Source organism: Halorubrum saccharovorum DSM 1137, from assembly GCF_000337915.1.
Classification (GTDB): Archaea; Halobacteriota; Halobacteria; order Halobacteriales; family Haloferacaceae; genus Halorubrum; species Halorubrum saccharovorum.
In genome coordinates this window covers 90,188-108,475 of record NZ_AOJE01000057.1, presented here as the reverse complement: position 1 = coordinate 108,475, position 18,288 = coordinate 90,188, and the positions used below count along the sequence as shown (strand labels likewise).

The following is an 18,288-nucleotide window of genomic DNA, read 5'->3' as shown; positions in this document are numbered from 1 at the left end:
AAAAATTCTCGTCTGCCAGTTGGGGCGACGGGACCGAACGCTTAAGTGCGTAAACAGGATACAGTATTACATGAGTTACACAATACAAACCAAGATTGATGGAGAGTTCGACGATGTCGTCGACGCAACGAATGCCGCGCTCAAAGACGAGGGATTCGGTGTTCTCTGTGACATCGACATTCAGGCGACGCTCAAGGAGAAACTCGGTGAGGAGTTCCGCCAGTATCGCATCCTCGGTGCGTGCAATCCTCCGCTGGCATACGAAGGGTTGAGTGTAGAAACTGAACTCGGTGCGCTCTTGCCCTGTAACGTCATCGTCTACGAGAACGATGACGGCGTCATCGTGGTGAGTGCGGTCGACCCGGAACAGTTAGTCGGGATCGCTGATAACGACGCGCTTGACTCCGTCGCGACCGAGGTCAGCGAACGATTCGACCGCGTACTGGCAGCCGTAACTGACGAGTTCGGATCCGCATCGGAGGCCTGATCTCTGATGGCATCATCGGATCAACTGGATACGACGACGATACTGCTCATCGTCCTCGGAGCGTTCATCCTCCTTCCCTTGCTCACAATGGGTATGGGGTTCGGAGGGATGATGGGATACGGAGGAATGATGGGCCAGTACGGTACCACAGGTGGTTGGTGGCCCTTCATCGGTATGCTCGTCCCGCTCATCTTCCTCCTTGCGCTTCTGGGCGGTGGATATCTTATCTTTCGGCAGATGAGCGAGACACAGACGTCTCATAATCCCGCGATGGAAGAGCTCCGTCTGGCGTACGCTCGTGGCGATCTCACGGACGAAGAGTTCGAAGCCCGACGAGAAAAGCTCGAACAATCAGAGTGACCACTACCCAAACCGCGTTTCACCCGTTTGAACACCTGCGGATCGACTCGAGGGTATCGAAACCAACCGTTCGGTAGCATCGTTCCGTTACATCGAAATGATGTGCTCGATTCAGCATATGGTTATGAGTAGTAATGGGAACAAGCGACAAGTTCGGAGTGAGTCACGTCCGAAGTCTTCGTACCAGTATCGCGCGTAGCTACCCCCTGACGAATGATACAGACCACATGACACATCACAGCCGACGTCAATTCTTAGGCATTGTCGGTGCCAGCGCGGTCGCCGGCACCGGCTTTGCTCAGTCAGCGAACGCACAGGAGACGCCCATCGTGGAGATGGGAAACAATTATTTCGACCCAATCGGTCTACGTGTTGATCCCGGGACAACCGTTCAATGTCAACAACCCCACCCTACTTCGCTCACCCTGACGGGTTCGCTCGTTGAGGGAGGGGCTTGTCCGTGAACTCAGCCTCAAACCCGTCCGGGTGGGCGGTGAATCCGCCACTTGGCGTCACCGTTCCAGACTTTAGGGCGAGTTGACTGTCGCCCGTCCGCCGAGGCGACTGTTGGCCTCGACGGACATACCGCATCCCGATGTTCTTCGCCGCATTGTAATCCGCATTCGCTTCCGATTCGCACTTCACACACCGGAAGTCCGTGCGAGTTTGGCGATTCTCGTCTGCCGTGAATCCACACTCGGCGCACCGTTGCGACGTGTACGCCGACCCCACTTGCTTCACAGAGATGCCGACTGCTTCGGCTTTGTACTCCACTTGCTCGTACAGCGTTCGGAACGCCCACTTGTGCCCCCACGACGCACCCGTTCGGTCGCGGATGTCAGTCAAGTCCTCGAACGCGATCACGTCGCACTCGTATCGAAGTGCTTCATCCACAATCGCGTTCGACGCTTGGTGAACCACGTCACGAACGTATCGTAGTTCGCGTCCACTTGATTGTTCGAGCGTTCTGTGGGCGCTTCGCGTGCCTGTCTGTTGGAGTCCCGCACGGACTTTCTCGAACTCGCGGAGGTTGTGTGAGAGTTCGCGCCCATTGATGAATCGTGCTGTGCTGGTGACGGCGAGGTTTTCAATACCGAGGTCGACCCCGAGAACCGTTCCGTCCTCGGCGGTGTCTCGCTCAGTGTCGGTCTTGGGTCGGCGGAAGCCGATGTGCAAAAAGTAGTCGCCGTCACGAGCGGTGAGTGTGCTTTCCGTGACGCTCCAGTGGTCGGCGTCGAGGTACTGCCGTTGGTAGCCATCCTCGGCTTCAGGGAGGGCAAGTTCACATCGGACGCGACTCTCCGTCGTGGAGAGTGACACTGTATCGTCATCGAACAGCGTCATCGTTCGAGTGTCGTACGTTACCGTGGGTGCGGTGAACGTGGGCTTGCTGACCTGCTTGCCGTTCGAGCGGCGTTCGAGACAGCCAGTGATGGCTTGGGCGGCTTGGTGGGTGGCGAGAATCGCGTGCTGACTACCGAGGTCGGTTTCCTCGCGCACGTCGTCGTAGGCGAGGGGTTGTACGTCGCTCTTGGCGTTACACTTCCCCCACGCCATGTCCGTGGCGAGTTGGCACCCACGCTTCCACTCGGAGATGGTTTCCTCAAGCAACTCGCGTTGCTCAGCGTCTACCGAGAGACGAGTGATTGCCGTCCGACGCACGTAGTCGTCTGCCACAGTTTCAATGTGTATGAGTGGCTATTTATAAGCTGGTGTTTGTGACAGATACGAACGCGCTCCTCCCCTCCCTACTCGCTCCCTTCGGTCGCTCCTTGAGGAAGGGGACTCCGCGCTACCGCTTCAGTTGAACTCGCAGCGGGGGCACATTCCGCTACGGCGTACTCTGATCGTATTCCGGAGGGCGCTTCCACATTCGATAGTGGGACGATCTCAGACGGGAGCTTCGAATATACGTTCGAAACGCCAGGGACGTATGATTACTACTGTATCCCGCACAAGTCGATTGGGATGGTCGGACGGATAGTGGTTGGCAGTCCTAGCGGACCGGCAGAGGAGGGGCCAATCCCGGATGGTGAGGTCCCATCGAGTGAGGCGATTGTTGACCAGGGTACAGTCGCCTACGGCTCAAGCAGCGATAGAAGCGGGAATACTGGTGGTGGAATGATGGGACGAGGTGGTTCTGGAATGATGAGTGGCCGCAACGGAGGAGTTGGAGGGCTACCAGCTGTTGGTGGTGTACTCGGAATGCTGGGCGTTCTCGGTGGGGGGCTCTACTGGCTTGGAAACCAAAATTCTCCTCGATCGGCTACCGACGACTCAGCCAGAAAAACGCTCCAGAACCGCTATGCCAGGGGCGAAATTGACGAGGAGGAGTATAGACGTCGCCGTGAGCGATTAGATGCTACTGATGAGGACATCTCCAACTGATTGCCACCGTGAGAGGGTGAACTCACCGGGGTCAAGTGATTCGGGGATTAGAGAATACCGCCCTCACCGATACCTTTGATTTCAGAACGATCCCGTGACCTGTTTTGTTCCATTTATGACTGATTTCTCTTGTGATCAACTCGCCTGTGTGGCTCGGTAGTAAACACCAATTGCGAGCACGGCTACGAGGAGAAGATATCCAGTAGCCCACACCAACGAGAGAGCCGTATCTACGTCGGTTGTGAGTCCGGTATCGACCATTACACGGACTGGCCAATAGCCCGGAAAGAGTTTCATCCACCAATCAGGTTCAGATTGAATAAACAGCGGATCCTGAAACAGTCCGATATCGAGCATCGGGAGAATCAGCATCAGCCACATCCCGGCTAGGCGGTTGAAGACGGCCCCGACGAGCATCCCGATGAGACCATACGTGACCGAGACGACGAGCATCGCTGCGACGAACCACCAGAGATACTCGGGCTGGAAATCGACGAGCATCACACCAACTGAGACACCGGTGACGATGAGAGTAATTGCTGCGAGAACCCCAAACCGGGCAGCGATTACCTGCCATGCACGATAGCCAGCGACTGCCAGACGACCGTCCGTGTCTTTGGCTTCTCGCATCAGGAACAACCCGGCGAGTCCGGCGATGAGAGCACTCGTAATCGGCGTCATAATCACGCCGTGGACCTCAGGCATCCCCCGCATGACCGTCGCCGTCTCACCGTCGACGAGCGTCCGAACCGGCATCTCGACATCCTGGGTGACTGCGAACGCCAACGTGATGAACGAGACCGGTAAGACGACCAGCAGAGCGACGAGGACGTAGTTACGCGCCTGTTCTTTGATGCCGATCGAGAACGCCGTTGTCGTACGGTTCATGCGGACCACCCACCACTGGTGCGCATCGTCACTCCGAACACTACGGTGACGAGCACGAGCAAGACGAGCAGGTATCCGGCAACGAAGCCGAGGTCGCCCGTCGTATATGTACCTTGGAACATCGCCTCCTGAAGGAGTTCCTTCGGATGATAGAGCGGGAAGTATTCCACGAACTCAGGAATGTCAGCAGCCAGCGGGCTGTCGCCACTGAGGAACGCGTCCATCATCGCGAGGAACACCACGACGAGCGAGCCTTCGAACAGTCGCGGAAGGAGTGCACCGACGAGCGCACCGAGAAACGCATAGACGAGGCCGGCGAGGACGAGGAATACGAACGTCAGGACAGGGGCTTCCGGTGAAATCGTCAGCCAGAGCACGCCGTAGTTCACGGCAGCCACGACGACCGTGACCCCTCCGAGCGTCGCTAATCGAGTCGCAAGCAGTGTTCGGGGTGGATAGCCTGTCTGAACGAGTCGTCGATCGGCTGCACGCGCACTAATCATCTGGGCGAGTCCCATCAGGCCGGCGATGATGGCGACACCGAATATCGCTCCGAGGAGGCGACCCAGATCGATCGGAATCGCCTCAACTGTCGGCAGAGTTGGCAACCCCGCCATCGCTTGTCCCCAGCCTTCGATAACGACAACCGGAAGGAGGAGTGCTAAGACGACATTCAGGGGGGTCCTGAGGAAGGTGGAGACGTTCGTCCGGATCCCCGTTTGAATTCTATTCATCGGCCTTTCTCCTCCGTTCACCGGTCGTCGCTTCGGTCTCACTTTCCCGCTCAGTCACGTCGTAGACGTGTCCATCACGAACCTCGTAGATACGGTCGAGACGGCTCTGCTCCTCGATCAAGTGTGAAATCATTACGACAGCTGTTCCGTCGGCAGCAAGTTCGTCGGCGAGGTCCCAGAAGATGAGATATGTCTCCCAGTCGAACCCGGTGTAGGGCTCGTCTAGCATGAGGACGTCCGGATCATGCATTAGGGCGATACTGAGATTGATTTTTTGTCGGTTTCCACCGCTGAGTTGGTCGATTCGATAGTCAAGGTACTGCTCGAAATCGAGTTTCGATGCGAATCGGCGTTTGGCCTCGTCGATTTCTTCGGCGGTCATTCCGTATCCGGAACCGAACAGGCGGAACGTCTCTGTGACCGTCAGGCGGTCGTAAAGCAGTGGTTCTTGTGGACACCAGCCAACCGTCCCTGTTCGTTCAACTGCTCCGGAATCCTGCTTGAGGACGCCGACGAGGATGTTCATAAGCGTGGATTTCCCCGAACCGTTCCCCCCGACGATTCCGACGATTTCTCCTGCTCGGATTTCCAGATTGGCACCGGTGAGGACGGGAACCGATCGTGTAAATGGGAGGTTTGACCCGTACGTTTTTTCAATCTCATCAGCACGGACGAGTACCTCGCTGGTGGTAGCCTCTGTCGTGGAGGTTGTGGGCGCTTCCATAGATGAATACACACGCTCCTCATTTACTGCGATTACTGTTTCAAATCTAAACTATCAGTAGCAACCCCGTGAATAATCAGAGATTGCATACAGAGCTGACGCTGGACTCAACGTGTTAGATACCTCTTGATTTTCTGAATACTGTCTCCTATAAGCTGTTTCACAGTTTACACGGGAAAGCTTCTGAATTGGATCACCAACAAGCCAGAACGCGATACAAACCCGCTTCAAGACAGCTGTTGAAGTTTCGCGTTGAAAAAGATGAGACGCGCGAAGGTGTATCCGAACCCATAGAGAAGCCGTCTGAACATCAGTTGCAGATCTACTGTATCTCTGAATCTATACCTCAGTGTACTCAGCTCCGGCTTTATCGCCGTCAATAGCGTATATGCTTAACGAGCCATCTTTCTCTCCACCCATCCCCGGTGTCCCAGATGGCATACCAGGGAGTGCAACTCCATCTATCGGTGGGTTTTCATCGAGAAGCCGGGCGATTACTTCGACCGGGACGTGTCCTTCTACGACGTAATCTGTGAGGACGAGTGTGTGACAGCTCTGGAGGTCTTCGGGGATCCCATATTCCTGCTTTACTGCTTGGATATCATCCGGTACGGTCTCTGAGAGGTCACCAGTGATATTCTCACGAAGATATGATGCATACTGCTCGCAACAGCTACATCCTGGTGAGTTAAATTGTTGTGCTGATGCCACTGCTACTGGGTCATCAATATCCCATGAGTTCGTGCTTGAGCCACCTAGACAGCCTGTAAGACCTAGTATTCCGATTGTACCACTATGTTGAAGCACCCGACGACGATTCCACGGTTGCGGCATTATTAGACGATACAACAGTAGTTCCCATACGCTTTACCCCTGTTACTAATAACCCGGAATGTGATCACAGTCGCCTTCGGTAGGATTGTCTATTCTAGGACACGCCGGTCCCACACTCCACTCTGTTTTCTTTCGAAACGGGAGTGATCCAGCAAGGCTACGCGCGGTGAACGCCTCAATCCACCATCCCAGATACCGTTCGGCCGGTTTCGATTCTTAACAGAAAGCGCGGTACATCGCCGAGGCCGTTGTTAGGCCCCCAGTAGCATCCGAAGTGACCCGCGAACGCCCATCGGGAGCCCGATCGCTCCGATGAAGAACGTCATAAGCCACCACCATGTGTGGTTCATCTCCTCTTTCGCATCAGCGAGATACCACACGATGCCGACAGTCACGACGAGTTTCAGCACGAACGTCGATCCGGCAAATCCAGTCGCCTGGTATACGAGATTCGTGACGACCAGCTTGGGGGAGTAGCCGAGAAACGTCACACCGATGAGGTTCTGTGCAGCGTCCCACAGCTGGCCAAAGACGGCCAGCAGAATCAGCGGGTGTCGAAGGTGTGTGACATTGACGAAACTCGCTCCCCAGTAGTAGAGCGCGGTCGCCCCGAGAGCAATCCCCGTCGTTGCGACAGGAACCCACAGACGGAGCGGGGTCGACGTCGAGAGGCCGTACCAAAGCACCCACCCGACAGCACCGACAGCCCACACCGACCCGATAAGCCCGACCGTTGACGGAATGGAACCGGTATTCCGATCACGCGCAAGTGCGCCGATGCCGAGCGCGAGGACGGTGACAGCGGTAACGACAAAGTAGATTGACGGCGTGATGAACCACACCGCGTAGTCCCCGAGTAGGCCGATGTCCTCGAGGGCGCGCATCGCTCCGCCGGCGATAATGATCGGGGCGAACCCGTAGGCCAGTCGTGCGTCAAACGTGACGTCGAGTTGATCGAGATACACTCGTAGTCCGGGGAGGCTGTACACGACCGCCGCGAGGTAGGTTACGGTGTTCACCGCGTTGTAGCCCCGAACAGCACGAATCCCCTCATGCATGACTGGCTCACTGGCAGCGTCAGCGACGACTGGTCCCCAGAGGTACTGCCAAATGAACTGGTCGAAGACGAGGCCCGGGAACGCAAGGATTCCCGCACCGATGAGGACGGGCGGAGCAAGTAGGTACAGCGCCCACCACTCGCGTGAGCCTGTTTCCGGAAGGGCGGTTTCGACGCGTCGCGTGACAGTACTCACGACTCGTTCACCTCCAAGCGCCACGTCGTGCTCTTAGAGCGCCCCCACTGTTCGAGTGAGACGAGTGAGAGGTCGTCCTGAAGTTGGCTGAGGTATTGCGCGACAGCCCTCGGAGAGCCGTCAAGATCACCGGCGATCTCGTGAGCCCGGAGGTACGTCGGTTCGCTACTGGCTGTCTCGACGAGGTACCTCCGAACCGTTTGGCGGGAAATATTCGACATTGAGATAGAGGCGACGGTTAGCGAAGGAACCCGAAGAGCTTGTAGTCGTGATCGGGGGTGTACCGCCGGAACAACAGGCTGTTCGTCAGCACCGACACCGACGAGAACGCCATTGCTGCTGCAGCGAGCACCGGCTGGAGCAGCCCGAGCGACGCGAGGGGAATCATCGCGGTATTGTATCCGAGCGCCCACACGAGGTTCTGCTTGATCTTCTGGAGTGTCGCGTCCGAGATTCGGATCGCCTTCACCACGTCGAGCGGGTCGTCGCGCATCAGCGTAAGGTCTGCAGCCTCGATGGCCACGTCCGTGCCGGAGCCGATGGCTGTCCCCACGTGCGCGACCGCGAGCGCGGGGGCGTCGTTGACGCCGTCTCCGACCATCATCGCCTGACGGCCCTCGTCTTGAATACTGTCGACCGCGTTAGACTTGTCTTCGGGAAGGACCCCTGCTCGGACATTCTCCGGGTCGATACCCACCTGTTTGGCGACCGCACGAGCAGTTCGCTCGTTGTCGCCCGTAATCATCATTACGTCGACGCCCCGCTCTTGGAGGGCTGTAACGGCCTGCTTGGAGCTCTCTTTGATTGTGTCGGCGTCAGCCACTACACCAACCAGTTTGCCCTCGGAAGCGACAAGCATCGCCGTCTTCCCCTCGTTTTCGAGGCGTTCCATCGTCTCCTCGGCGGGTGACGGGTCGATGTCGTTGTCTCGCAGCAACTTGCGGTTGCCGACCAGTACCTCGTTGTCACCAACAACCGCTTTGATCCCGTGACCAGGAACGTTCTCGAAGTCGTCGGGCTCAGTCACGTCCAGCCCGCGTTCTTCAGCCCCGTCGACGATTGCCCGCGCGAGCGGGTGTTCGCTTCCGCTTTCTGCTATCGCCGCCAGCCGCAGCACGTTGTCCTCGGAGAGGCGCTCACGAGTGCTGATCTGTCCACCATCTGGCGTCGGCTCGCCACCGTCAGTCACTGCATTTCCATCGCTATCGAAGACGACCACATCGGTCAATTCCATTTCACCCTCCGTGAGGGTGCCCGTCTTGTCGAAGACGACCGTGTCGACGTCTTTTGCGCGTTCGAGGATGTCACCGCCCTTGAACAGGACGCCGTTCTGGGCACCAATCGTCGTCCCGACCATCGTGGCTGCGGGCGTCGCCAGCCCCAGCGCACAGGGACAGGCGATGAGGATCGAGGACGCGAAGACAATAATCGCGAACTCGAAGACGGAAACGGTCCCACCGACCGGGGCCGGGCCGCCAGCGACCTGACCCCACAGCGGGAGCCAGTCGACGAAGCCAGCCAGTACCTCCGGGAACAGGAACCAAACAATGCCCCAGAGGAGAGCGTTCGCGATGACCGCAGGCACGAAGTACGCGGAGATACGGTCCGCGAGGTTCTGGATGTCGGGCTGGCGCGACTGCGCCTCCTTGACAGTCTGAACGATCTGTTGAAGAGCCGTATCTTCTCCGACCTTTGTCGCCTCCACGACAAGGACGCCGTTCTCGTTAATCGTCGAGCCGACGACCTCATCGCCCTCTTCCTTCTCTACAGGGACGGATTCACCAGTGACCATCGACTCGTCGACGGCGGACTGACCGTCGACAACGACGCCGTCTGTGGGAACCTTTTCACCCGGACGGATTTTCATCCGGTCACCCGTTGTGACTTCTTCGAGCGGAACTTCTTCTTCACTGCCGTCCTCGCGGATAATGGTCGCCGTCTCGGCTTCCATTTCGAGGAGCTTCCGGAGGGCCTCGCCCGCTTGCCCCTTCGACCGAGCTTCGAGGTAGTTACCGAGCGTAATGAACACGAGGATGAGCGCTGCCGTGTCGAAGTAGAGCCCACCTGCAATGAGTTCAGACAGGACTGCCACGGAGTAGAGATAGGCGGTTGTTGAACCGATTGCGATTAACACGTCCATATTGGCGCGGCCGTTTTTCACGATCGCCTTGTACGAGTTCTTATAGAACGGCCAGCCGAGGATCGCCTGCACCGGTGTGGCGAGGAGGAACTCGAGCCACCCGATTTCAACGCCGAAGACGGCATCAGGGACGATCGCGCCACCGAGCAGAAATTTGTCGATGAGGAAGAAGAGCAACGGAGCCGACAACACTGCCCCAAAGAGGGTCAGTCTGAGTTGCTTTTGGGTCTCAGCCTGTCGTGCGGCATCTCGTGCGTCTTGGCCCGACTCGTCGTCATCACCATCTTCGCGGACGGGCGAGTAGCCAGCGTCCTCAATAGCATCATACAGCGTATTGAGAGACACCTCTGCCGGATTGTAGGTGACCTGCGCTTCGTCAGTCGCGTAGTTGACTTCGGCGGTGACGACACCCGGTGTATTCTCGAGAGCAGTTTTGTTGGTCTCGGCGCAATTGGCACACGTCATATCGGAGATGGCAATAGACACCGTCTCCGAGACTATGCCGTAGCCCGCCTCATCGATCGCTTCATAGATTTCCTGGAGTGATACCTCATCGGGATCGTAGGTCACGGATCCCTCGTCGGTGGCGAAGTTCGCATCCGCCTTCGATACCCCGTCAAGGGATTCAAGGGTGTCCTGGATCGTTCCTGAACAGTTGGCACAGGACATCCCCGTAATATCGAGATGGGTTGTTCGGCTTGTCATGCTCATCTTACTATACGGGGTCTATGTTTAGGCGGTTTACTGTTTCGAGAAGGTGGTTATTGACACCAAGAAAATTTGGAATCCAAAGAGCGTACTATACACCCTCTTCGAGCCGCTGATAGCGGTCTTCAAACCGTGCGAGACAAGATGGGCAACAGAAGTGATAGATCTCGCCATCGATGCGCGTCGTCTCACCTTCATTGTCGACGGTATTGTTACATTCAGTGCAGGTGAGAGCAAATTCGACGCCGTCGATCGAAGGCGTCCATTCAGCTTCGTCGATCAAGGTGACTGAATATCCAGACATCCCAAGCCCATCAAACAGACTGTCTACCCACTGACGGACGTTCTGTGCCTCAACGCGGGCATAGAACCAGAGATCGCCTTCTGAGGTCGTGAAGACGTGTTCGATGCCGTCCGATTCCCGGACTCGCGTACGGGCCTCCTCGAGTGATTCCGGTTCGATTTCTGTTTGAATGAATACTGGAACACCGGCCCGAAGGTGCGCCCGGTTTACATCGATCGTGAAATTGTTGATAATATCTGCTTCCTGTAATCGTTGGACTCGATCGGAAACAGCTGGCCCGGACAAATCAACTTCTTCGCCGATGGCGCTAAATGGACGACGGGCGTTTTCGGCTAGTAACGAGAGAATCTCCAGATCTGTTTCGTCTAGGTTGCGCATACAATAGCGTCGCACCGCAGGATACATTATTGTTTCTCAAAATAAACCTTTGAGAGTGCGATTTTGAACTCAGAATGACTTTGGATTCTAAGCAGAAAAGCACATAGAATAGGGGGCCCTAATCATGTATGGATATGAGTCAGACCATCTCGGTCGAAGGAATGACCTGTGAACACTGTGAGCAAACTGTAGAGGAAGCACTCAAAGAAGTCGACGGAGTCACATCGGCGACTGCGGATCGGGACTCGGAATCCGCGACAGTCGAAGGAACAGCTGAATCAGATGACCTCGTGACTGTGGTCGAAGACGCCGGGTACGACGCCTCTACGTAAGCTATCACGTCACGACAGAAGGCGAGCGACGCCCCATCGTAGCGTATCTCGCCTTCACTGCTCCGAACGTTGAGTTTGTGCCAAGTGGCTAAGTGCGTCTGAGATCGATTCAACGGGTGTCACGCGTAATCCCTCGATAGTTACATCTGAATCGGTATCGCTGGGAACAATCAATTCGGTCGCTCCGAACGCCCGGGCACTCCGGGCCTTTGCTTTGATTCCGCCAACCGGGAGCAGCTTGCCATCGTCGGCAACGATTCCAGTGATGAGGGTTTCAGACGACAGCGACTGCTGGCGAAGACTGGCAATAAAAGCAACCGTAAGGCCGGCTTCCCAGCTTTTTCCACGGAGTGTAAGAGTGCCCGTCTCAGGTGAGACGAATGATACGTGCGTAGCCGTATCTCCAAGTGAACGACCAGTAAGACGGGTAGCAGTTTGTCTCGCCTCATCCAGTGCACGCTGGAGGTCGTGGCGGATCTCGATACCGTTCAGATTGACAAACAGCTCACCGTTGCCATCAGAAAACTCGAAATTGGTCGCGATAATGAGACCCGAGTTAGCTGCATCCACTGCCGGAAGATGGAACTGTGTGTCCGGGAGAGAGGCCGCCCCGCCTGCCAGTGTCGCTAGTGACTGGAAATCGGTATCTGACCGCGTGAGAGCGACTGCTCCACCGGCACCGCCTATCGATCCGAGACCCAGTCCGGCAAGAAATTCTCTCCGCGAAAGGAGGTCTCGCTCGATGCGAGAGACGATGTCGTCACTTGAGTCAGACGTGGATGCGGACGTTGTCTCTCGTTCGGTAGGTGGCATACTCTGGGAGTGTTTCGTGGGTAGTGATGGTACTATGTTACTTGGTAACGATTGTGAATATATAAGAATGGTGTCGGTCAGAAATTCGGCGCAAAAACGAGTATTCCCGTGTTAGATTCCACACGACTATCTTGACGCATCCCCAATTAGTCAGCCGTGTCCACCAGGTACCGCTCTCTCTTCGCACTTGTGGCGATCAGTGCTGTAGTGACAGGTGTCGGTGTCTGGATCGCGTATCAGGTTGAGCTTGTACTCCTACCGGCTACGACCTCTCGCACCGGAATACTTCTTGTCGGTTTTATCGAGGAAACGTTCGTCCGACTGCTTCCGTTGATCGTAGTCTTCTATTTCTGGAGCTACTGGCGAAGCCAACTACTCTCGAAAACGGAGGGGATCTTGGCGACCGCCGCATCCGGGATCACTGTTGGGGGGCTGGAACTAATCTTCAAACTCGAATACTTGTCCCGGCTTGAAGCCACCGCCAGATTCGATGCGATGGTTGTCCCGATACTACTCGTGTATCTTCCATTCGCATTGGTAGCCGGTCGGTTCGTGTATGCCCTCGGTGAGCGTATTCACGGATCCGACACGATTGGCCTGCCATCACTGCCTCGAAGAACTCTTCTCTTCCTTTTGGGAGGGTATCTTACCCTCGCAATAGCACACGCTATGTATAACCTACTGGTATGACTCCTTAAACCGCGTCCGGCAGCGATAGAAAAGATGCCGGGAGCGTTCGTCAGCAATTAGTGGTCATCGCCAAGTGCACTCGAAACCATTCCGTTCAGTTCGGTGAGCTTCTCTCGGACAGTATCTGGTTTCTCCTCGGGTGGCTCTTCGAGCGCGATCTGTTCATGTGGATCTGGGTCGCCGACGATGACGCTCCCGAGCATACCGACCGTCTCGTGGGGCGTACAGTAGTAGTGGTAGACGCCCTCGGTCTCGAAAGTGTGCTCGAACGTCGCTCCTTCCTCCGAGCGGAGACCACTATCCCATGCTGCAGCACCATCGGGAACGAGCTGGGGTTGGTCGTTGTCTGGATGGTAGGCCGTCGCGGAGTGACTGCCGCTCTCGTTAGTCCACGTTACCGTCCCACCGACATTGACGCGGACGACGTGCGGTTCGAAGTGATATCCTCCGTCTTCGGTGACCATCGCCACCTCAGCTGTATCGCTCGGTTCCTCGACGGCTTCATCGTGACCTTCCTCGTCGTCATGCCCCGATTCTCCTTCGCTACTGTTCTCTCCTTCGTCATGCCCCGACCCGCCTCCGTCTTCGGTAGATCCCGCAGTGCTTTCGGCCCCACTATCACTGCCGTCTGATTCCGATCCAGTACATCCTGCGAGTCCAATAACCGCTGTACCACCAGTTAACTGGAGCACTCGCCGCCGGGTGAGTCCTGAATTGGTTGTCATAGCGTAGGTCACCTCACAGGTGAGAATACGAGGGGTGGGAAAATAGACGGGTGAGCTGTTTTGCGTGCGACGCAAAACTGGTCGTTACATACGTTTCGGCAGGGCATTAACTTGTATTGCGAGGAACAGCTGTGTCCACGGACCATCGCGCTGACGAGCTATTAGACCTCCTCGGGGAGGAACGGGTTCGTCAGATTCTGGCCGCGACGAGCCGGGACCCCCTCTCAGCGAAGGAACTGAGCGAGGAATGCGACGTTGCCCTCTCAACGATTTACCGCCGGGTCGAAGATATGGTCGCTAATGATCTGCTCGTCGAACAAACACAGATTGAGACTGACGGGAGCCATCATAGCGTGTACGAAGCAAACGTTGACCACGTCGATGTCGACATCGAAGATGGAACGATCGACATCAAGATGGACGTTCGTGAGGACGCCGCGCAGCGGTTCTCGCGTATCTGGGGCGACATCCGAGACACCTAACCATGCACACCGCACTCGTCATTGCAAAGCTCATCGCAGTCGGACTAGGGCTGTCGATAACGTATCAAGCGTATCGTGGATACAGGGTCTACGGTAGCGAACCAATGCTGTACGTCGCTATCGGATTCCTATTCATCAGCGTCGGGTCCGTAATCGAAGGCATTCTCTTCGACGTGGTTGGGTTGTCCATCTTCGTTGCTGGGACCATCCAGACTACACTTGTCGCGGCAGGTATGCTCATTATCCTTTATTCGCTACACGGACAAATGTCCCAGCCAACACAGGGGGGGCGATGAATCGTGACTACTGGATGGGAAGTCACGCTAATTGGAGTCCGTGTCTTTCTCCTCTTCTTGGGTATGGCGACGACAGCGATCAGCTTTCGCGCGTATCGTCAGGAACGGACTCGATACCTACGTGACGCAACGATCGGCTTCGGGTTCATGACGCTCGGTGTCCTCATAGAAGGTTTTCTCTACCAGCTCACAGCATTAACGCTCACGCAGGTGCATGTTGCCGAATCCGCTGCGTTGGCGTGTGGGTTTGCCGTCCTCCTCTGGTCTTTCATTCGGTGAGTTCTGAAACGCCGTCACAGTATTCAGGATCCCGATTCCCATCGGAATGAATTCGGAGGGAGATTAATATCGCTCCCGAGCACATATTCAGATACTATGACTGACACACTCCCGTTCGATGCCGTCCGCGAACTTGACGTCGACGGGACGACGTACAAGATGGCTGACCTTCGAGCACTCGAAGAACATGGACTCTGTGAACTCGACACGCTCCCGGTGAGTATCCGTATCCTCCTCGAATCGGTGCTCCGAAACGTCGACGGCGAAACCATCACCGCGTCAGACGTCAGAAATGCTGCTGGCTGGGAGCCGGACGTTCCGGACGCAGAGGTGCCGTTCTCTCCGTCACGGGTGGTCCTACAGGACCTTACCGGCGTGCCCGCAGTGGTCGACCTAGCAGCCCTCCGCTCCGAAGTCGATCGCAAAGACCGCGACCCCACTCTGGTCCAACCGGAGATCCCTATTGATCTCGTGATCGACCACAGCGTCCAAGTCGACTACTTCGACTCCGAGGACGCCTACGAGAAGAACGTCGAACTGGAGTACGAGCGCAACGCCGAGCGGTATCGCGCGATCAAGTGGGCGCAAAACGCCTTCGAGGACTTCAACGTCGTCCCGCCGGGAACCGGGATCGTTCATCAGGTAAATCTCGAACATCTCGGCCGTGTCGTTCACGCCCGCGAACAAGATGACGAGAACTGGCTTCTGCCGGACACACTCGTCGGCACGGACAGCCACACCCCGATGATCGGCGGTATCGGTGTCGTCGGCTGGGGCGTCGGGGGTATCGAAGCGGAAGCAGCGATGCTCGGCCAACCGATTACGATGAAACTCCCCGAGGTGGTCGGCGTTCGTCTCGAAGGCGAGTTACCCGAAGGCGCGACGGCAACGGATCTCGTGCTTCACATCACCGAACAACTCCGCGAGGTCGGCGTCGTCGACCGGTTCGTCGAATTCTTCGGGCCCGGTGTACAGAACCTTACTGTCCCGGACCGGGCAACGATCGCTAATATGGCACCCGAACAGGGGTCGACGATCAGTATGTTCCCGGTCGACGATCAGACGCTCGAGTATCTCGAACTCACCGGGCGCGACCCTGAACACATCGACCTCGTCCGCGAGTACCTCGAATCCCAAGGCCTGTTCGGGAAACAGGAACCGGAGTACACCGAGGTCGTCGAGTTCGATCTCTCAACTGTCGAACCGAGTCTGGCCGGACACAAGCGACCACAGGACCGAATCCCGATGGGGGACGTAAAACAGAGCTTCCGAGGACTTCTCCACGGGGAGTTCAAGCACGACCTCAACGATGTCGATGAAGAGGCCTTGCAGCGGTGGCTCGGTGAGGGGGGTGTAGCCGACGCAGAGACTGATGGCGGCGCTCAAGTCGAGGCCGAGTCCGAACTGCACCCGTTAACCAAACGCGTTGAGGTCGACCTCGACGGTGAAACGGTCGAAATCGGTCACGGTGATGTCCTGGTTAGTGCCATCACGAGCTGTACGAACACCTCAAACCCGTCGGTGATGATCGCCGCTGGTCTGCTCGCCCAGAACGCCGTCGAAAAAGGCCTGGACGTCCCGCCGTACGTCAAGACGAGCCTCGCACCGGGCAGCCGCGTCGTCACGCAGTATCTCGAAGAATCAGGGCTGCTTCCGTATCTCGAAGAGCTCGGGTATGCCGTCGTTGGCTACGGTTGTACCACCTGTATCGGTAACGCCGGACCACTTCCGGACTCCATCGAGCAGGCGATCGACGACCACGACCTCTGGACGACGAGTGTCCTCTCGGGGAACCGCAATTTCGAGGCGCGTATTCACCCGAAAGTCCGAGCGAACTACCTCGCGAGCCCACCGCTTGTGGTCGCCTACGGGCTCGCAGGGCGGATGGACATCGACCTCGAGAACGAGCCGCTGGGCACTGACGCTGAGGGTGACCCAGTCTATCTGGCGGACATCTGGCCGGACGCAGCCGACGTGCAGGCAGCAATCCACGAGAACGTCTCCCCGGAGATGTTCGAGGAGAAGTATGCCTCCGTGTACGAGGGTGACGAGCGGTGGGCTGCTCTCGACGCGCCAAGTGGTGACGTCTACGAGTGGGACGACGACTCGACGTACATCCGAGAGCCGCCGTTCTTCCAAGACTTTCCCCTCAAGAAACCCGGCGTCGCCGATATCGAGGACGCACGCTGCCTGCTGACGCTCGGCGATACCGTTACGACCGACCACATCAGCCCTGCTGGCCCATTCGGATCTGACCTCCCTGCCGGCCAGTGGCTGCTCAATCACGGCGTCGAGCCCCACGAGTTCAACACGTACGGCGCGCGCCGGGGCAACCACGAGGTGATGATGCGAGGGACGTTCGCCAACGTCCGCATCGAGAATGAGATGCTCGACAATATCGAGGGTGGCTATACGATCCACCACCCAACCGACGAGCAGACGACCGTGTTCGAAGCCAGCCAGCGCTACCGCGAGGAGGGCACCCCACTCATCGTGATGGCGGGCGAGGAGCTCGGAACCGGGTCGAGTCGTGACTGGGCAGCGAAAGGAACGGACCTACTCGGTGTCCGCGCAACCATCGGCGAGAGTTACGAGCGCATCTACCGCGACAACCTCGTCGGGATGGGTGTTCTCCCCTTACAGTTCGATGACGGCGACTCATGGGAATCTCTCGGACTGGACGGGTCGGAGGTCTTCACAATTCACGGTCTCGATGACGGTCTCGACGTGGTAGATGAATTGACAGTTATCGCCGAGCGCGAGGACGGTTCGACTGTCGAGTTCCCGGTCACGGCACAGGTCGGTACGCCGGCCGCCGTGACCTATATCGAACACGGCGGCATCCTCCACTACGTCCTTAGACAGCTACTCACGTAGTAACTCTGCATCTTCGTCTATTCTGTATAATTGGACTTCTGAATACTGCGTTCCGGCTCCGTTCTCGGACGTGTAGATTTGTGGAGAATATTAAATCCGAATAGGTCGTACCGTAGCGTATGATACGGATACTTATCGGCGTCCTCGGAGCTGTTACTACATTGTTCCCGGACAAGATAGTTGCGCTCTTTGAGAAACATGCGATCACTAATCCCAGTGAAGGCACCCTAAGGAAATGGGTAAACCCAGCTATACGATCAGAAGGAATTCTGATAGTCGTGATCTCCCTACTTGGTAGCCGATTGTATGCGTGGATGATGAATCTCACCGGGGCGTTCGGTGCAGCTGTCCTCATGTTTCCCGACCTGTATCGCAAGTTTGCTTCCACGGTCCTCTATGAGCGCCCAGATGCTATCGAATGGAACGAGCAATTCACGACAGGTGTACGAGTTATCGGCGCAGTATACGTTTTTCTGGGGGCAAAAACTTACAGAGACCGCCACAAGGAGACGTAGGATCATCCCCGACCACATCAGTCTCGCGAATGTTCGGTAGATGCCAGCCTGTTCAGAGGGCGTGTCAACTCACAGTAGCCC

20 protein-coding genes and 1 pseudogene are annotated in these 18,288 nt (G+C 56.8%); 11 read left to right on the top strand and 10 right to left on the bottom strand.

Annotated features, from left to right (window positions below):
• Window positions 1-70 precede the first annotated feature (70 nt).
• Together C471_RS10010 and C471_RS10005 are read left to right on the top strand one after the other, a co-directional pair.
• Complete coding sequence (locus tag C471_RS10010) at window positions 71-487, top strand: DUF302 domain-containing protein (protein WP_004048654.1); 417 nt, start codon at window positions 71-73, stop codon at window positions 485-487.
• 6 nt (window positions 488-493) lie between these two features.
• Window positions 494-847, top strand: coding sequence for an SHOCT domain-containing protein (locus C471_RS10005; RefSeq protein ID WP_004048653.1), 354 nt, complete (start codon window positions 494-496; stop codon window positions 845-847).
• A gap of 420 nt (window positions 848-1,267) precedes the next feature.
• Here the strand turns inward: C471_RS10005 and C471_RS10000 are convergent, their stop codons facing one another.
• Window positions 1,268-2,524 carry an RNA-guided endonuclease InsQ/TnpB family protein gene (locus C471_RS10000; RefSeq protein WP_004048652.1) on the bottom strand — a complete coding sequence of 419 codons (1,257 nt, stop codon included), beginning with the start codon at window positions 2,522-2,524 and terminating at the stop codon, window positions 1,268-1,270.
• Window positions 2,525-2,668: 144 nt separating this feature from the next.
• Here C471_RS10000 and C471_RS18225 point away from each other — a divergent pair.
• Together C471_RS18225 and C471_RS18105 are read left to right on the top strand one after the other, a co-directional pair.
• Window positions 2,669-2,824, top strand: a pseudogene (locus C471_RS18225) (plastocyanin/azurin family copper-binding protein); the annotation flags it as partial.
• A gap of 171 nt (window positions 2,825-2,995) precedes the next feature.
• Complete coding sequence (locus tag C471_RS18105; protein WP_239638656.1) at window positions 2,996-3,235, top strand: SHOCT domain-containing protein; 240 nt, start codon at window positions 2,996-2,998, stop codon at window positions 3,233-3,235.
• A gap of 135 nt (window positions 3,236-3,370) precedes the next feature.
• On the opposite strand, the gene C471_RS09995 is transcribed toward C471_RS18105, so the two are convergent.
• From C471_RS09995 to C471_RS16555, 7 genes are all read right to left on the bottom strand, one after another.
• Entirely contained in the window at window positions 3,371-4,123 is a 753-nt protein-coding gene (locus tag C471_RS09995; RefSeq protein ID WP_049909288.1) for an ABC transporter permease, read from the bottom strand.
• Window positions 4,120-4,857, bottom strand: coding sequence for an ABC transporter permease (locus C471_RS09990; protein WP_004048650.1), 738 nt, complete (start codon window positions 4,855-4,857; stop codon window positions 4,120-4,122). The genes C471_RS09995 and C471_RS09990 overlap by 4 nt, the downstream gene beginning before the upstream one ends.
• Window positions 4,850-5,581, bottom strand: a complete 732-nt coding sequence (locus C471_RS09985; RefSeq protein WP_049909257.1) for an ABC transporter ATP-binding protein — start codon at window positions 5,579-5,581, stop codon at window positions 4,850-4,852. Before C471_RS09985 ends, C471_RS09990 begins: the two co-directional genes overlap by 8 nt.
• A gap of 339 nt (window positions 5,582-5,920) precedes the next feature.
• Window positions 5,921-6,292, bottom strand: coding sequence for a DUF411 domain-containing protein (locus C471_RS16560; RefSeq protein ID WP_239638655.1), 372 nt, complete (start codon window positions 6,290-6,292; stop codon window positions 5,921-5,923).
• Between the two features lie 374 nt (window positions 6,293-6,666).
• Window positions 6,667-7,668 carry a DUF63 family protein gene (locus tag C471_RS09980; protein WP_004048647.1) on the bottom strand — a complete coding sequence of 334 codons (1,002 nt, stop codon included), beginning with the start codon at window positions 7,666-7,668 and terminating at the stop codon, window positions 6,667-6,669.
• 238 nt (window positions 7,669-7,906) lie between these two features.
• Complete coding sequence (locus tag C471_RS09970) at window positions 7,907-10,513, bottom strand: heavy metal translocating P-type ATPase (RefSeq protein ID WP_004048645.1); 2,607 nt, start codon at window positions 10,511-10,513, stop codon at window positions 7,907-7,909.
• Window positions 10,514-10,607: 94 nt separating this feature from the next.
• Window positions 10,608-11,198 (bottom strand): AsnC family transcriptional regulator, encoded by a 591-nt coding sequence (locus tag C471_RS16555; RefSeq protein WP_080505591.1) that lies wholly within the window; start codon window positions 11,196-11,198, stop codon window positions 10,608-10,610.
• 134 nt (window positions 11,199-11,332) lie between these two features.
• On the opposite strand from C471_RS16555, the gene C471_RS16550 reads away from it, so the two are divergent.
• Window positions 11,333-11,530, top strand: coding sequence for a heavy-metal-associated domain-containing protein (locus tag C471_RS16550; protein ID WP_080505595.1), 198 nt, complete (start codon window positions 11,333-11,335; stop codon window positions 11,528-11,530).
• Between the two features lie 54 nt (window positions 11,531-11,584).
• On the opposite strand, the gene C471_RS16545 is transcribed toward C471_RS16550, so the two are convergent.
• Window positions 11,585-12,100 carry a S16 family serine protease gene (locus C471_RS16545; RefSeq protein WP_160163143.1) on the bottom strand — a complete coding sequence of 172 codons (516 nt, stop codon included), beginning with the start codon at window positions 12,098-12,100 and terminating at the stop codon, window positions 11,585-11,587.
• 399 nt (window positions 12,101-12,499) lie between these two features.
• Between C471_RS16545 and C471_RS09965 the strand changes: the two genes are divergently transcribed.
• The gene (locus C471_RS09965) at window positions 12,500-13,033 is read left to right on the top strand and encodes a hypothetical protein (protein ID WP_123624173.1); all 534 of its coding nucleotides are present in this window, start codon (window positions 12,500-12,502) and stop codon (window positions 13,031-13,033) included.
• A gap of 56 nt (window positions 13,034-13,089) precedes the next feature.
• Here the strand turns inward: C471_RS09965 and C471_RS18385 are convergent, their stop codons facing one another.
• A complete protein-coding gene (locus C471_RS18385) occupies window positions 13,090-13,725 on the bottom strand; it encodes a cupredoxin domain-containing protein (protein ID WP_004048641.1) in 636 nt (211 codons plus the stop codon).
• Between the two features lie 164 nt (window positions 13,726-13,889).
• Between C471_RS18385 and C471_RS09955 the strand changes: the two genes are divergently transcribed.
• From C471_RS09955 to C471_RS16535, 5 genes are all read left to right on the top strand, one after another.
• Window positions 13,890-14,240, top strand: coding sequence for an ArsR/SmtB family transcription factor (locus tag C471_RS09955; RefSeq protein WP_004048640.1), 351 nt, complete (start codon window positions 13,890-13,892; stop codon window positions 14,238-14,240).
• Window positions 14,241-14,242: 2 nt separating this feature from the next.
• Window positions 14,243-14,536, top strand: a complete 294-nt coding sequence (locus C471_RS09950; protein ID WP_049909250.1) for a DUF7521 family protein — start codon at window positions 14,243-14,245, stop codon at window positions 14,534-14,536.
• A 3-nt stretch (window positions 14,537-14,539) separates the two neighbouring features.
• A complete protein-coding gene (locus C471_RS18470; protein ID WP_049909249.1) occupies window positions 14,540-14,815 on the top strand; it encodes a DUF7521 family protein in 276 nt (91 codons plus the stop codon).
• Between the two features lie 96 nt (window positions 14,816-14,911).
• Window positions 14,912-17,692: an aconitate hydratase AcnA gene (gene acnA / locus C471_RS09940; RefSeq protein WP_004048637.1), complete on the top strand. Its 2,781-nt coding sequence runs from the start codon at window positions 14,912-14,914 to the stop codon at window positions 17,690-17,692.
• Window positions 17,693-17,811: 119 nt separating this feature from the next.
• Complete coding sequence (locus C471_RS16535) at window positions 17,812-18,207, top strand: hypothetical protein (RefSeq protein ID WP_080505588.1); 396 nt, start codon at window positions 17,812-17,814, stop codon at window positions 18,205-18,207.
• The last annotated feature ends 81 nt before the right edge of the window (window positions 18,208-18,288 follow it).

Bases quoted from the DNA above. Each gene is read 5' to 3' on its own strand.
- C471_RS09985 (WP_049909257.1), bottom strand. From the start codon at position 5,581: ATGGAAGCGCCCACAACCTCCACGACAGAGGCTACCACCAGCGAGGTA.
- C471_RS16535 (WP_080505588.1), top strand. From the start codon at position 17,812: ATGATACGGATACTTATCGGCGTCCTCGGAGCTGTTACTACATTGTTC.
- C471_RS10005 (WP_004048653.1), top strand. From the start codon at position 494: ATGGCATCATCGGATCAACTGGATACGACGACGATACTGCTCATCGTC.
- C471_RS18105 (WP_239638656.1), top strand. From the start codon at position 2,996: ATGAGTGGCCGCAACGGAGGAGTTGGAGGGCTACCAGCTGTTGGTGGT.
- C471_RS09950 (WP_049909250.1), top strand. From the start codon at position 14,243: ATGCACACCGCACTCGTCATTGCAAAGCTCATCGCAGTCGGACTAGGG.
- acnA (WP_004048637.1), top strand. From the start codon at position 14,912: ATGACTGACACACTCCCGTTCGATGCCGTCCGCGAACTTGACGTCGAC.
- C471_RS16555 (WP_080505591.1), bottom strand. From the start codon at position 11,198: ATGCGCAACCTAGACGAAACAGATCTGGAGATTCTCTCGTTACTAGCC.
- C471_RS09970 (WP_004048645.1), bottom strand. From the start codon at position 10,513: ATGACAAGCCGAACAACCCATCTCGATATTACGGGGATGTCCTGTGCC.
- C471_RS09990 (WP_004048650.1), bottom strand. From the start codon at position 4,857: ATGAATAGAATTCAAACGGGGATCCGGACGAACGTCTCCACCTTCCTC.
- C471_RS16550 (WP_080505595.1), top strand. From the start codon at position 11,333: ATGAGTCAGACCATCTCGGTCGAAGGAATGACCTGTGAACACTGTGAG.
- C471_RS09995 (WP_049909288.1), bottom strand. From the start codon at position 4,123: ATGAACCGTACGACAACGGCGTTCTCGATCGGCATCAAAGAACAGGCG.
- C471_RS10010 (WP_004048654.1), top strand. From the start codon at position 71: ATGAGTTACACAATACAAACCAAGATTGATGGAGAGTTCGACGATGTC.